Raw genomic sequence first — 13,904 nt, 5'->3', positions numbered from 1 at the left:
TTCGTGCACCCGCAGACCGTGCGCTACCGGATGGGCCAGCTCCGCGAGCTCTACGGCGACCGTCTCGACGACCCCGACGCGGTCCTGGAGCTGCTGATCGCCCTCGCCTGACCGCTCGCCGGCACGACGTCCCGAGAAATGTCGTTGAACGAGCAATCTCCTGCGGTCGTCGCCCCGAACCCCTGCTGCACGGGGAGAGGGAACCGACCACAAGGGAGCACTGACATGAAGCACGCACTCAACCGGCGTCTCGGCGCGACGATCCTCGGCCTGGCGGTGGCCGCGACGACCGGGCTGGCGACCGCGCCGGCACAGGCGGCCGCACCGGCCCAGGCCAAGGCCGGCGACACCAGCCTGGCGGAGGTCCTCGGCGCGGACGGGCAGAAGCTCGACAAGAACTGGGGCGACTTCGACCTGGTCGAGGCCGCGGTCTTCGCGGTGCTCGACGCCAAGCCCGGCAGCCCCGTCGGCCTGCTGGCCGATGGCGACACCCGGCTGACCGCGTTCGTGCCCACCGACGCGGCGTTCCGCAGCTTCGTCCAGAGCATCAAGGGCTACGCGCCCAAGACCGAGGCGAAGACCCTCAAGCAGGTCGTCAAGATCGCCGGCAGCATCGACACCATCGAGACGATCCTGCTGTACCACGTGGTCGCCGGTAAGACGCTCACCTCCCCCAAGGTCCTGGCCGCCGAGGGCGACAAGGTCACGACCGCGCAGGGCGGCGCCTTCCGGGTGCACATCGGCAAGGGCGGCGTGTTCCTGGTCGACAAGGACCGGGACGCGGCGAACCCCTACGTCGTCGTGCTCGACGTCAACCGCGGCAACAAGCAGGTCGCCCACGGGATCAACCGGGTCCTCCGCCCGGTCGACCTCTGATCCATCCGGCGCCAGGCTTCTCACCGGTCCGTAGGTTGTCCGAGTGAGAAGCCTGGCCGCGTGCGCCGTGGCCCTGGCCGTCCTGGCCGGCTGCGCGTCCGACCAGACCGAGGCCGGGGAACCCTCGGCATCGCAGTCGCCGGAGTCCGCGGAGTCGGCGGAGTCCTCGGCCGGCACCCCGACGTACGTCGCCCTGGGCGACTCCTACACGGCGGCGCCCGGAGTGGGCGAGACCGTCGACGAGGGGTGTGCTCGCTCCTCGTCGAACTACCCGGCGCTGGTGGCCGACGAGCTCGGGCTGGCGCTGACCGACGTGAGCTGCGGCGGCGCCACCACCACCTCACTGGTCGGCGCGCAGGAGACCTCGGCGGGCGTGGTGCCGCCGCAGTTCGCGGCGCTGACCGAGGACACGGACGTCGTCACGCTCGGCATCGGCGGCAACGACCAGGGTCTGTTCGCCGAGCTCCTGATGACCTGTGTCTTCCTCCGGTCGCAGGATCCCGAGGGTGCCCCGTGCCGGGACGCGTTCAACACCGAGGGCACCGACCGGGCCCTCGAGACCATCGAGGTCGTCCGGGGCCGGGTGACCTCCGCGCTGGTCGGGATCCGGGACCGGGCGCCCGAGGCCGAGGTCGTGCTCGTGGGCTACCCGCAGCTGGTCCCGGCCCGCGGGCAGTGCGACCTGCTGCCGCTGACGCCCGCGGACTACGACTACGTGCGCGGGCTGATCGAGGCGCTGGGCGCGGCGACCGAGAGCGCCGCGGCGCAGGCCGGGGTGCGGTACGTCGACATGCTGGCGGCCAGCGAGGGCCACGACATCTGCGCGGGCGAGGACGCCTGGGTCAACGGTGTCGGCGGCTCGACCGACGAGGCGACCGGCATGCACCCGTTCGCGGCGGAGCAGGAGGCCGTCGCGGCGCTGGTGGTCGAGGCGCTCGAGGGCTGAGCCGCTCTCAGTCCGCCCGGTGCACGACGCGCCCCGCGACGACGGTCAGCGCGACCGGCATCCCGCGCAGGGCTGCCGCGGTCTGCTGCGTCGTCTCCCCCACCGCCAGCGGGTCGCGGTCGAGGAGCACCAGGTCACCCCGGGACCCGACCGCCACGGTCGGCTGGCCGTCGACCGACGCCGCCAGCGCCTCGGCCGGCGTCAGCGACTGCTCCGCGTGCCACGGGTCGCGGTCGTCACCGCTGCGGTGCACCGCTGAGGCGATCGCCAGCCACGGGTCCAGCGGTGAGACCGGGGCGTCGGAGCCGAGCGACAGCTCGACGCCCTCGTCGAGCATCCAGCGGAACGCGAAGCAGCGCTCGCCGCGGCCAGGCCAGATCTTCTCGGTGAGGTCGCGGTCGTCGAGCAGGTGCGCGGGCTGCACGCTGGCCCGCAGCCCGAGCTCGGCGATCCGGTGCACGTCGTGGCGCTGGACCAGCTGGGCGTGCTCGATCGACCCGGTCGCCCAGGTCTCGGCGTACGCCGACAGGGCCTCGGTCACGGCGGCGTCGCCGATCGCGTGGGTGGCCACCTCCAGGCCCCCCTGGGTGGCCCGGCCGAGCAGCGAGCGGAGCTCGGCCCCGGACTGGTTGGGGAGCCCGGCCGGGTGCTCGAGCACGTCCGCGTCGGCGTAGAGGTCGCAGCACCACGCGGTCCGGGTGTTGAGTGAGCCGTCGCTGATGATCTTCAGCGGTCCCATGGTCAGCCGGCCGTCGGCACCGGGGACGGGGTCGCCGGTGCGCAGCCCGGACTCGAGGACCTCGTCCAGCCCGGCGGCGTACGTCGCCCAGCGGACCCGTAGCAGGTCGCCGCCGTCGTGCCAGCGGTCCACCCACGGCTGGACCCGGCCGTTGAACTCGAAGTCGACGAACCCGACCACCCCGAGCGCGGCGGCCGCGGCCAGGGCCTCGCGGTAGGCCTGGGGCGGGTCGGTCTGGCCACCGGTGAGGACACCGATCCGCGGGTAGGCGTCGAACCACTCGTTCTCGCGGACCACGTCGTCGCGGACCGGCAGCCCGAGCAGGTTGTAGGCGAGCGTGTTGGCCCAGGCGTGGTGACCGTCGCCGCTGACCAGCAGGACCGGCACCTCGGTCGAGACGGCGTCCAGCTCGGCCGTGGTGCCATCCCGGCCCATGAACGCCGAGCGGTGACCCCACCCGACCACCGGCTGCCCGGGCGCCGCGGCGAGCCGCGCCGCCACGATGGCGGTGGCCTCCTCGACCGAGGTGGCGCCGGCCAGGTCGAGGCGCTGGCGGCCCTCGACCCACTGCGTGAAGTGCACGTGCTGGTCCCAGAGGCCCGGTGCCACCCAGCGGCCCTCGGCGTCGACCTCCTCGACCCGCTGGGGGCGCTCGACCCGCGGCGCGACCTGGGTGACGGTCCCGTCCTCGACCAGGACGTCGAGCACGCCGTCGTACGTCGCCGCGTTGCCGACCGGGACCAGCCGGGCGTTGCGGAGGAGGAGGTCGGGCATGCCCGCCACGTTAGGCGAGCGCTCAGTGCGCGGCGACCGGCCCCTCCATCATGTCCATCGGCTTGGGCCGCAGGAACAGGCCACCGATCGCGGCCGCGGACAGGGCGGCGACCGCACCGACCGCGAAGGCGATGTTGAGGCCACCGTTGAGGGCGGCGACCGTGTCGGTGCCGTCGGCGAGCAGCGTGGCCCGGCGCGAGTCGGAGACCGCGACCAGGACCGCGAGGCCGAGCGCGCCGCCCATCATGAACGCCGTGTTGACCACGCCGGAGGCGAGGCCGGACTCGTGCGGCTCGACGTCGCCCATCGCGGCCAGCAGGACCGGGTTGAAGGCGATGCCGGCACCGATGCCCAGCAGGATCATCGACGGCAGCACGTGCCGGACGAAGTCGCCGTCGACCGGGGCCAGGGCGAACAGCGCCAGGCTGAGGCCGGCGAGCGTCAGGCCCGCGACCAGCGGCGGCCGGATGCCGAACCGCATCACCAGCCGGTCGGAGAGCTGCAGCGAGCAGAACATCATCACCAGGCTGGTCGGGATGAAGGCCAGGCCCACCTCGAGCGGCTCGTAGCTCAGGACGTCCTGGAGGTAGAGCGCGGCGAGGAAGAACCAGGCGAACATCGCGGCCGCCCAGAGGATGCCGACGATCTGCGACACGACCAGGTTGCGGAGCCGGAACACCCGCAGCGGCACCAGCGGCGCCGCGGCCCGGCTCTCCCAGACCACGAACACCGTGAACAGGACCGCGCTGGCTCCGAGCAGACCGAGCGTGCGGCCGGTGATCCAGCCGGCGTCGTTGCCGCCGACGATGCCGTAGACCGCGAGCATGAGCGCGCCGGTGACCAGGACCGCGCCGGGCACGTCGAGCTTGACGCTGCCGGGCTCGACGTCGTCGCGCGGCAGGACCGCCCGGGCGGCGAACAGGACCGCGACGCCGATCGGGACGTTGACCAGGAAGATCCACTCCCACGAGAACAGCCCGGTGAGTACGCCGCCGAGCAGCACGCCGACGGCGCCGCCGCCGGACATCACGAACCCGAAGACGCCCATCGCCTTGGCCCGCTCGGCCGGCTCGGTGAACAGGCCGATGATCAGGGCCAGCGCCACCGCGGACACCGCCGCGCCGCCGAGGCCCTGCACCGCGCGCCCGACGACCAACCAGGGCGCGGACGGCGCCAGGCCGCACGCCACCGACGCGACGGTGAAGAAGGCGGTGCCACCGAGGAAGACCCGCTTGTTGCCGAGCAGGTCGCCGAGCCGGCCGCTCAGGAGCAGGAAGCCGCCGAACGTCAGCAGGTAGGCGTTGACGACCCAGGCCAGCGACGACTGGCTGAAGCCGAGGTCGTCGCGGATGGACGGCAGCGCGACGTTGACGATGCTCTGGTCGAGCACGATCATCAGGTCGCCCAGGCACAGCACGTAGAGCGCCAGCCAGCGGGCGCGACGGGAGGTGTCCGTCGTCGGCTCGGAGGCGGCGATCTCAGGCGTGGCGGTCATGGTGTCCTCTCTCAGGTGTGGAGGTGTCTCACCACTTCCACGAACGGGTGCCGTCCGATACGACAGACCCGGCGAACAGTGTTGGCTCATCGGAGGTCGGCGCGCCCGACCGGGATTGCTGTGCTGCTGGGTGTGCTGAGAGTCAGGACATGACGCCTAGTCTCCTGGGTGTGAACCGGCGCGTCATCGGGTTATTCCTGGTGGTGCTCCTCCTCGGGGCCGGGGCGGGGTACGCCTGGGGTGCCGCGCGCCCGGACGAGGGCCCGTCCCGGTTCTCCGACGCCGCCCCCCTCCCGGCCGAGTCGCCGTCGGTCCCGGTCGAGCCCGAGCGGCCGTACGCCGAGGACATCGACCTGGCCGCGCTGCAGACCGATCTCGAGTACGCGCGAGAGACCATCGGTGCCGCGCCGTTCCAGTACTCCTTCCGCCGCCCGAAGGGCTGGTCCGCCACCGACGCCGGGTCCGGAGAACGGAAGTTCCGGCCGCCGGGCGGCATGGAGGGTGGCTACGGCATGCGGGTGAAGATCGTGAACGCCCGGCTGACGCCCGAGGACATGGTCGAGGAGAAGCTCGGTGGCCTCGAGGCCACCGAGGACGACGTCGAGGTGGTCGGGCGGTCGTCGGACTACCTCGCCGTGACGTACCGGTCGGCGGAGAACCGGCTGCGCTACAACACCTTCCGCTGGTTCACCGACCCGGGCGGCATCGCGGCGACGTTCGAGACCTCCGTCTACGGCCGGGAACGCGACGTCGCCGGCCTCAGAGACCTGCTGGACACGGTGGCGGCGAGCGTCGAGCGGGTCACCACGTCCTAGCGCTCACAGGCCCCGGGCGACGACGCTCTCCAGGACCGCCGTCGCCGTGGCCCGGTCGACGCACCGCACCTGCACCCACAGCAGCCGGTTGCCCGCGACCTGGGCGACCCGCTCGACGGTCACACCCCCGGGACAGTCCGAGTAGTAGGTCGTCGACGACGGGAAGCCCTCCCTCTCGGAGTTCACCACCTCGTCGAGGCTGTCGCACTCCGGGTGCTGGGGCGTCTGCTCCGGCAGCTCCTCCCCCGGCAGCAGCCCGACGAACACCCCGTGCGGCTCGGAGCCCTGGGACCAGTCGGTCGTCTCGCCCACCGACAGCCCCGCGAACGTCGCCGGGCTCTCGGCGTTGGGCGGCCGCCAGCCGTCGTCGGCCACCGTGTCCCAGGCCTGAGGCACGGTGACGCTCAGTGCGCCGGACGCGTCGGTGAACGTCGGGTCCGGTGGGTCGTCGAGGGCCTGCTGCGCGGCGTACCCACCGGTCACGCCGAGACCCAGCCCCAGCAGCGCCACCGCTGCCGCGACCAGGACCGCCCGGCGGCGCCGGGAGGGCAGCTGCGTCGAGACCGGCGGTGGCTCGCCCCCCGGTCCGGACGTCGGACGAGGCCCGGGCTGGGTGAGGTCGGGGTCGACCGGCAGCCAGGCCTCGGTCACCCCGGAGCCCTCGACCGCCGGCCCGAGCGCCGCCGCCAGGGCGGTCACGAACTCGGTCACGCTCGGGTAGCGCTCCTCGCGGTCGTGGGCCAGGCCGCGGTGCAGCACGGCGTCCACGCCGGCGGTGTAGGGCCGCTCGGGCGTCGAGACCGACGGCAGCGGACCGGGGTTGCCGGCGTCGATCAGGCTGGTGTGGGAGTACGGCGGCCGCCCGCTGAGCAGCATGAACGCCAGCGCCGCCAGGGAGTACTGGTCGGCCCGGGCGTCGGGCGCCTCGGCGCGGGCCTGCTCCGGCGCGACGTACGACGGCGTCCCGGCGACCATGGTCAGCCGCGAGGACATGTCGAGGGCGCGGCCGAGCCCGAGGTCGCCCACCATCGCCCGGACCGTGGTATCGCTGCTCTGGCCCCGGCCGGGGTGCGTCGCCACGCTGCGGAACAGCACGTTGGCGGGCTTGACGTCGCGGTGCACGATGTCGCGGTCGTGCAGCGCCTGGAGCCCTGTGCCCACCTGGCGCACCACCTCCATCGCCTGCGCCACCGTGAGCCCCTCGACCTCGAGGCGGTCGGCGAGCGTGCCCTGGTCGGCGTAGGACATGACCAGGTAGGGCCGGCCGTCGTCGAGCTCGCCGGCGTCGTAGACCGACACCACGTGCGGCGACTCGACCTTGCGGAGGTAGCGGCCCTCCTCCTGGAAGCGCCGCCGGATGTGGTCGTCCTCGGTCCAGTTGTCCGCGAGCACTTTGACCGCGACCGGGGAGTCGAGCTGCTCGTCGTAGGCGAGCCACACGGTGGCGAACGCCCCGTTGCCGATCCGCCGCCGCACGACGTAGCGCCCCAACCGCTGGGGCATCGGCCGTTGGGGCGTCGGCCGCTGGGGCGTGGACACCGGTTGATTATGGTCATCGAGTGGAGCCGGACGACATCGACGCACTCGCGCGGCGCGCGCAGGAGGGCGACAGCGACGCCCTCGACGACCTGCTGCGCGCGGTCCGGCCGCGGGCCCTGGCGGTGTGCCGCGGGGTGCTCCCCTACTCCGGCGACGCCGAGGACGCCTGCCAGGAGGCGCTGCTCAAGGTCGCCGGCAAGATCGGCACCTGGAACCGGAAGGGCCGGTTCACCACCTGGCTGCACGTGGTGGCGGTGAACTCGGCGCGGTCGACCTACCGCCGGATGAAGAACCAGGCGGTGGCCGCCGACCCCGAGGCGCACGACGGGATGCAGCGTCCCGACCCGCGCACCACCAGCGTCATCGCCGGCACCCGGCTCGACCTGCTCGATGCCATGGAGCAGCTCGAGCGCGAGCACCCGCAGATGGTCGAGCCGCTGCTGCTGCGCGACGTCTACGGCATGGCCTACGAGGAGATCGCCGCCCAGGTCGGCGCCCCGCTCGGCACCGTCAAGGCGCAGATCCACCACGGCCGCAAGCTGGTCCGCCCCATGCTGGCCGGCGATGCGTAGGAGCGGCGCGGTCGCACTCGCCCTCGCCACGCTGCTGCTCGGCGGCTGCTCGGCCACGCTGACCGGCGCCAAGGGCGAGCCGGTGACCAGCGGCCCGCCGCCGACGAGCGACGCGACCCCCGAGGTCGCGGATCCCGGCCTCTCGGGGAGCGTCGACGACCCGGCGTACGACATCGCCCTGAGCGAGCCGGTCGAGGACTCCTACTACCCGGACGTCGGCGACCCGGGCGTGGACGCGCTCCACTACGACCTGTCGCTGGCGTGGACTCCGCGGACCCGCACCCTCGAGGGCGTCACGACGCTGATCTTCCGGGCGACCGGGGACGCCGAGTCGTTCCAGCTCGACCTCGGCCCCGCGCTGGAGGTCAGTGCGGTCACCGTCGACGGCGCCGAGGTGCCGGCCGAGCACGACGGCGACGACCTGGTCGTCGCCGCACCGGTCGTCGCGGACGAGCGGTACGCCGTGGAGGTGCACTACGCCGGCACGCCGGAGCCGGTCCAGGCGCCGACCACCCGCACCGACTTCAGCACCCTCGGCTTCACCATCACACCGTCGGGCGAGGCGTGGACGATGCAGGAGCCCTACGGCGCGCACACCTGGTACCCCGTCAACGACCACCCGTCCGACAAGGCGCTCTACGACTTCACGCTGTCCGTGCCCTCGCCGTGGACCGGCGTCGCCAACGGCGAGCTGACCTCGCGCACCGAAGAGGCCGCGACGACCACGACGCAGTGGCACCTCGCCGAGCCGGCGGCGTCGTACCTCACCACCGTGGCGTTCGGCGACTACACCTCGACCACCAACACGTCCGCGAGCGGCGTCGAGATCAGCTACTGGGTGCCCTCGGGCTCCCCGCAGCTCGCCGACGGACTGGAACGTGCGGCCGCGGGCCTCGACTGGCTGGAGGAACGGCTCGGGCCCTACCCGTTCGACACCCTCGGGTTCCTCCTGGTCGACTCGCAGAGCGGCATGGAGACCCAGACGATGGTCACGCTCGGGATCACCGACTACACGATGTCCGAGCGGGTGCTGGTCCACGAGATGGCGCACCACTGGTACGGCGACCAGGTCACGCCCGAGGACTGGCGCGACGTCTGGATGAACGAGGGCATGACGATGTACCTCCAGGGCATGTGGCAGGCCGAGCGAGCCGGCATCAGCGTCGACGAGCAGATGGACAGCTGGGCCGCCACCGAGGAGACCTCCCGCACCGAGTCGGGCCCGCCGGCGGCGTACGACCCCGGCGCGTTCGGCGAGAACAACATCTACTACGGGCCGGCGCTGATGTGGCACGAGCTCCGCGAGCGGATCGGCGACGACGCCTTCCTCCGGGTGATGCGGGAGTGGCCGGCCGCCCGCGACAACCGGAGCACCGACCGCGACGACTACTGGGCCTGGCTCGAGGAGGAGACCGGCGAGGAGCTCACGGCCTTCCTCGACGCGTGGCTGCTCGGCGAGACGACCCCGCCGCGGGACTAGCACCACCCGGTCCCCCGGCGGTGGGCGACCGGCCTGGCTAGCCCTTGTTCTTGCCCTTGCCCTTGTCCTTGTTCTTGTCCCTGCCCTTGCCCTTGCCCGGCTGGACGTCGGCACCGTCGTCCTCGACGGTGGGCTCGTCCTCGACCGGGGCGGACTCCTCACCGGCACCGGACACCGGCTGCGCCACCTCGAGCGCGCGCAGCATCGTGGACACCGCGCCGCGCAGCGGCCCCGTGAGCTGCACCGGCGTCTCGTCCCGCGGCGGCTCGTCAGCGGAGCCGGAGTCGAGGAGGGCGACCACGACCAGGAACGCCACCAGCGCCAGCAGCGCGGCCACGACCCCCCGCTCGTGCGGCTCCGTGCGGCGCCACCGCCGGCCGGCCCGTGCGGGCAGCCCGGCCAGCCAGCCACCCCACCGGTCGATCCGGGGTTGGTGGGTGCCGGCGTCGGGCGGGACGACGGCGACCCGGGTGACGGGCTCCGTCATCAGCCGGGTGGCGCTCCCGGTGTCCGCCATCACGGCGCGCGGCGCGGGCCCCGGAGAGGCCACGGGCGCGGCCAGCTGACCGCGGAGGAGAGCAACGACCTGGTCCGCTGAGGGACGCGCGGACCGGTCGACCGCCGTCATGGCGGCGAGCGTCTCGCGCCACTCTGCGGGCAGGTCGGCGGGCACCTCCGGCTCCCGGCTCAGCCGGGCGAGCGCCGCCTCGACCGACCCGCCCGGGTACTCACGACGGCCCGTCAGCGACTCCAGCAGGACCAGACCGAGCGAGTATACGTCCGAGCGGCCGTCCACCTCGCCGCCCTGCACCTGCTCGGGTGCCAGGTACGCCGCCGTACCGATGGCGTGCCCGGTCTGGGTGTGCCGGACCGTGTCGCCGATCAGCCGGGCGATGCCGAAGTCCGCCAGCTTGACCCGGCCGCCGGGGTCGAGCAGCACGTTGGCGGGCTTGACGTCGCGGTGCACCACACCGCGTTCGTGGGCGTACGCCAGCGCCTCGGCGAGCTGCACCCCCACCGACCCGGCGGTCTCCAGGTCGAGGGGACCGGCGCGGAGCCGGTCGGCCAGCGTGTCGCCGTCGACGAGCTCCATCACCAGGAACGGCCGGTCGATGTCGACCCCGGCGTCGAGGACCGTCACCAGCCCGCTGTGGGAGAGCTGGGCGAGCGTGCGTGCCTCGGAGGTGAACCTGGCGCGGTCGGACCCCTCGGCCGTCGACTCGCGCAGCACCTTCACCGCGACGGCGCGGTCCAGCACCCGGTCGTGTCCACGGAAGACATCGGCCATCCCGCCGCGGCCCACGAGGTCGCCGAGGGTGTACCGGTCAGCGAGCAACGGTGCCTCCATGCTGCTCCTGCCGACCTCCTGCCCGGGACTCGCCCAGGGTCGTCCGGGGCTCGTTGAGGTATGTCGGCGGCGGGAGTCGCTGTTACACCTCCCGAACCCAGCCGGCCGCCCGCCCGTCGGCCGGCGATGTCCGTGGCTGCGCCTAGGGTTCACCGGGTGAGGTGTCGATGAGCAAGGAAGCCGCGGTCCGGGCCATGCGGGAGGCCCGCTACAACCAACGGGCGGCTGCGCCGGCCGCCAAGCCGGCCAGGGCGGCGGCCCGAGCCACGAAGGCGGCGGAACCGGTCGCTCCGGAGACGCCGGCCGCGCCACCGGCGGTGCCGGTCGTCGAGGGGCTGTGCGGGCACCGGTCGATGAACGGCCGGAGCTGCACCCGCGAGCACGGCCACGCGGCCAAGAGCCACCGCTACTCCTAGCCGGTCACGCACCCTCACGGGTGGCATGACGCGGCGCCGGACGCGGTACCGGTGGGCATGAAGATCGCCAGGACAGTCGCCGCCGCCGGGATTGCCAAGAAGCTCTACGACGAGTCGAAGAAGCCGGAGAACCGCGCCCGGATGCAGGCCGCCGTCGACAAGGTCAAGGCGCGGCGTCGAGGACGCTCCTGACTCCGGGCCTGACCTCCGGGCCTGACCTCAGGGGCTGCTCTCAGGACGGCCGGGCCGGCAGCACGCAGAACTCGTTGCCGGACGGGTCGGTGTAGGACCGCCACGGCAGCTCGCCCCAGTCCACGTGCATCCGCAGTCCGCCCCGGCTGGTGACGCCCGCCTCGACCTCGTCGGGGTCCTCTCCGGCCTCGAGCCGGACGTCGAGGTGGATCCGGTTCTTGGCCGTGCCCTTGGGGCCGTCCTCGGGCCACAGCTCCAGGACGGCGCCACGCTGCGACGGGTGCCGCAACGACCGGGGGGCGACCCCGCCGACGGGGACCCAGCCGGTCAGCCACGACCAGAACGCCGCGTCCCGGCCCGGGTCGGCGGACGCGAGGCGCAGCGCGGCCAGCGGCCCGGCGTCGGGGTACGCCGCTGCGTCCTCCACGACCGGGCAGGGGTTGCCCTCCGGGTCGGCGCCCCCCTCGGCGGGGCCGGCCTCGCCCGAGAGCGCCAGCCGGAGCCGCGGCGGATCCGTCGACGGGTCGGCCACCCGCTGGAAGCACAGGTCGAGGGTCGGCCCGCCCTCGACCTCGAGCCGGGTCTCGAACCCCTCCGGCTCGTCGGTCAACCGCTCGCCGCCGACCACGGCCTCCCAGAACAGGCCCGCCCGCTTCGGCTCGACGGCGTCGAAGACGACGTTCTCGAGGTACATGGCTCCCACACTGACGCACGACCGGGCACGACGTCTCGTCAGTTCCCGGTGGCGACGGCCGTTCTGCTCTCGGCGGAAGCACTTGTGACGAGGGGGCCGCTCGTGTTGCGTTGCCGGCATGAGGCTCCTCGTGCTCGGCGGCACCGTGTTCCTGTCCAAGGCGGTCGCGGAGGAGGCGGTACGCCGCGGGCACGAGGTGACCTGCGCGTGCCGTGGCGAGTCCGGGTCGTTGCCCGAGGGCGCGGCGCACCTGGTGTGGGACCGCGACCAGCCTGCGCCCGCGGAGCTGGGCGAGGCGGCGTACGACGCCGTGGTCGACGTGGCCCGGCACCCGTCGCGGGTGCGCTCGGCGGTGGCGGCGCTGCCCGACGCGCACTGGGTGTTCGTCTCGACGATCAGCGTCTACGCCGACAACGCGGTCCCCGGCGGGCGCCCGGGGGTGACGCCGGAGCTCGAGCCGATCACCGAGGACGTCGACCTGCGCGAGAACATGGAGGCCTACGGGCCGATGAAGGTCGCCTGCGAGCAGATCGTGCTCGACGGCGCCGCCGGCGCGATGGTGGTCCGGCCCGGCCTGATCGTCGGCCCGGGTGACCCGACCGGTCGCTTCACCTACTGGCCGCTGCGGGTCCGCGACGGCGGCGAGGTGCTTGCGCCCGGCACCCCCGACGACACCGTGCAGGTCATCGACGTCCGCGACCTGGCCAGCTGGATCGTCGACTCGGCGGAGTCCCGGCGCACCGGCGTCGTCGACGGGATCGGACCGGTCCAGCGGTTCGAGGACTTCCTGGCCCAGGTCGCCGAGGGAGTGGGCGCGTCACCCATCTGGACCTGGGCCGACCAGGAGTTCCTGACCGAGCGGGGGGTCGAGCCGTGGGCGGGCTCGGGCTCGGTGCCGATGTGGCTGCCGCGACCGGAGTACGCCGGCATGCTGGCGCACGACGCCGACCAGCCGCGGGAGGCCGGGCTCAGCACGAGGCCGGTCGCCGACACCGCACGCGACACCCTGGCCTGGGCGGACGCGACGCCCGACGTGGTGCGGACCGGCATCACCCGCGAGCGCGAGCAGGAGCTCCTCGACGCCTGGCGGGTCAGGGCCTGACCCGGTCCGGCTGCGCGTACGCCATCAGCGCCTCGCGGTCGTCGGGCAGCACGAAACCGGCCGCGACCGCCTGGTCCGCGGCCGACTCGTACGCCGCCAGGTAGGCCGCGCGGTCGGGGTAGAGGTCGGCGACCCGGCCGTCGGGGAGCGGTGTCGTGGACCCGAACAGCAGGCAGTGCAGCGGCCCGTCCGGCGCGGGGTCCCCGGACAGCACGTCGACCGGGACGTCCACGAGCGGCGTGCGGATGCCGCCGCGGACGATGCCGTCCCGGTCGCGCTCGTAGACGTCGCCGGCCACGGCGAGCCGGTCGGCGCCCGGCGGCTCGACGCCGTCGCGGACCCACGCGTCCAGGGCACGCAGCGCCGCCTTGGCGACCAGGTGCTGCGGCCCGTCGTTGACCGGTGCCGGGCAGCCGAGCTGGTCGGCCAGCGGGCCGAGCAGGAAGCGGTCCGCGTGCGCGGTCCCGGCGACCTCCCACAGCCGGAACCGGTCGCTGTCCGGCTGCCGGGCCGGCAGGTAGTTGAGCACCCCGACCACGTCGGTCTCGCTCTCCAGCGTGAGCACCGGGACCTCGAGGTCGTCGCGGACCGTCGTCGGCGGACCGCCCAGGGTGCCGGCGATGTCGATGCCGCTGTCGAAGACGCCCAGCGGCGCGGTCGCGCCGCCCCGGCTGTGGATCAGGAACCCGTCGAAGGTCCCGGTCAGCGGCTGCACGCCGTTGGCGTACGTCGTGAGCGCGAAGCCGGACTGCGACTCGCCGACGGCCAGCAGCCGCTCCGGCTCGAGGTCGCCGAGCAGGTCGCCCGAGGCGGCGGCCGCGGCCGCCTGCGTGTAGATGTCGTAGGAGAACGCGTCACCGGGATGGTCCAGGTCGCCGTACCGATCCGGGTCGAGCACCCGCAGACCCTCCCCCGC

General features: G+C 73.6%; 15 protein-coding genes. 9 read left to right on the top strand and 6 right to left on the bottom strand.

Annotated features, from left to right (window positions below; translation table 11 throughout):
• Positions 1-3 precede the first annotated feature (3 nt).
• The 3 genes from JHD21_RS14450 to JHD21_RS14440 all read left to right on the top strand — a co-directional run bounded on the left by JHD21_RS14450 (position 4) and on the right by JHD21_RS14440 (position 1,822).
• Complete coding sequence (locus JHD21_RS14450; RefSeq protein WP_365696180.1) at positions 4-111, top strand: helix-turn-helix domain-containing protein; 108 nt, start codon at positions 4-6, stop codon at positions 109-111.
• A 114-nt stretch (positions 112-225) separates the two neighbouring features.
• Complete coding sequence (locus tag JHD21_RS14445) at positions 226-876, top strand: fasciclin domain-containing protein (RefSeq protein WP_292676604.1); 651 nt, start codon at positions 226-228, stop codon at positions 874-876.
• Between the two features lie 43 nt (positions 877-919).
• Positions 920-1,822, top strand: a complete 903-nt coding sequence (locus JHD21_RS14440; RefSeq protein ID WP_292676601.1) for an SGNH/GDSL hydrolase family protein — start codon at positions 920-922, stop codon at positions 1,820-1,822.
• A 7-nt stretch (positions 1,823-1,829) separates the two neighbouring features.
• On the opposite strand, the gene JHD21_RS14435 is transcribed toward JHD21_RS14440, so the two are convergent.
• Both JHD21_RS14435 and JHD21_RS14430 read right to left on the bottom strand, forming a co-directional pair.
• Positions 1,830-3,335, bottom strand: a complete 1,506-nt coding sequence (locus JHD21_RS14435) for an amidohydrolase family protein (protein WP_292676599.1) — start codon at positions 3,333-3,335, stop codon at positions 1,830-1,832.
• Between the two features lie 22 nt (positions 3,336-3,357).
• Positions 3,358-4,830: a DHA2 family efflux MFS transporter permease subunit gene (locus JHD21_RS14430; protein ID WP_292676597.1), complete on the bottom strand. Its 1,473-nt coding sequence runs from the start codon at positions 4,828-4,830 to the stop codon at positions 3,358-3,360.
• A 170-nt stretch (positions 4,831-5,000) separates the two neighbouring features.
• Here JHD21_RS14430 and JHD21_RS14425 point away from each other — a divergent pair, with 170 nt between their 5' ends.
• Positions 5,001-5,645, top strand: a complete 645-nt coding sequence (locus tag JHD21_RS14425) for a hypothetical protein (protein WP_292676595.1) — start codon at positions 5,001-5,003, stop codon at positions 5,643-5,645.
• 3 nt (positions 5,646-5,648) lie between these two features.
• Here JHD21_RS14425 and JHD21_RS14420 read toward each other — a convergent pair whose 3' ends face one another.
• Entirely contained in the window at positions 5,649-7,184 is a 1,536-nt protein-coding gene (locus tag JHD21_RS14420) for a serine/threonine-protein kinase (protein WP_292676593.1), read from the bottom strand.
• 20 nt (positions 7,185-7,204) lie between these two features.
• Here JHD21_RS14420 and JHD21_RS14415 point away from each other — a divergent pair, with 20 nt between their 5' ends.
• Positions 7,205-7,756, top strand: coding sequence for an RNA polymerase sigma factor (locus tag JHD21_RS14415; protein WP_292676591.1), 552 nt, complete (start codon positions 7,205-7,207; stop codon positions 7,754-7,756).
• Complete coding sequence (locus JHD21_RS14410; protein WP_292676589.1) at positions 7,749-9,236, top strand: M1 family metallopeptidase; 1,488 nt, start codon at positions 7,749-7,751, stop codon at positions 9,234-9,236. Before JHD21_RS14415 ends, JHD21_RS14410 begins: the two co-directional genes overlap by 8 nt.
• 37 nt (positions 9,237-9,273) lie before the next feature.
• Here JHD21_RS14410 and JHD21_RS14405 read toward each other — a convergent pair whose 3' ends face one another.
• Positions 9,274-10,584: a serine/threonine-protein kinase gene (locus tag JHD21_RS14405; protein ID WP_292676587.1), complete on the bottom strand. Its 1,311-nt coding sequence runs from the start codon at positions 10,582-10,584 to the stop codon at positions 9,274-9,276.
• 167 nt (positions 10,585-10,751) lie between these two features.
• Here JHD21_RS14405 and JHD21_RS14400 point away from each other — a divergent pair, with 167 nt between their 5' ends.
• On the top strand, positions 10,752-11,000 hold the full coding sequence (locus JHD21_RS14400) for a hypothetical protein (protein WP_292676585.1): 249 nt from the start codon (positions 10,752-10,754) through the stop codon (positions 10,998-11,000).
• Positions 11,001-11,051: 51 nt separating this feature from the next.
• Complete coding sequence (locus JHD21_RS14395) at positions 11,052-11,192, top strand: hypothetical protein (RefSeq protein ID WP_292676584.1); 141 nt, start codon at positions 11,052-11,054, stop codon at positions 11,190-11,192.
• Positions 11,193-11,232: 40 nt separating this feature from the next.
• Here JHD21_RS14395 and JHD21_RS14390 read toward each other — a convergent pair whose 3' ends face one another.
• The gene (locus JHD21_RS14390; protein WP_292676582.1) at positions 11,233-11,886 is read right to left on the bottom strand and encodes a VOC family protein; all 654 of its coding nucleotides are present in this window, start codon (positions 11,884-11,886) and stop codon (positions 11,233-11,235) included.
• A gap of 118 nt (positions 11,887-12,004) precedes the next feature.
• Here JHD21_RS14390 and JHD21_RS14385 point away from each other — a divergent pair, with 118 nt between their 5' ends.
• Positions 12,005-12,988, top strand: coding sequence for an NAD-dependent epimerase/dehydratase family protein (locus JHD21_RS14385; RefSeq protein WP_292676580.1), 984 nt, complete (start codon positions 12,005-12,007; stop codon positions 12,986-12,988).
• On the opposite strand, the gene JHD21_RS14380 is transcribed toward JHD21_RS14385, so the two are convergent.
• Positions 12,978-13,904: alpha/beta hydrolase domain-containing protein (locus JHD21_RS14380; RefSeq protein ID WP_292676578.1), on the bottom strand; the 927-nt coding region annotated here is incomplete at its 5' end. The two genes, JHD21_RS14385 and JHD21_RS14380, sit on opposite strands and share 11 nt — an antisense overlap.

Origin of the sequence: Nocardioides sp., assembly GCF_016462705.1 — a bacterium.
Classification (GTDB): Bacteria; Actinomycetota; Actinomycetes; order Propionibacteriales; family Nocardioidaceae; genus Nocardioides.
The sequence above is the reverse complement of the archived record's forward strand: the minus strand, read 5'-3'. Positions and strand labels throughout refer to the sequence as shown.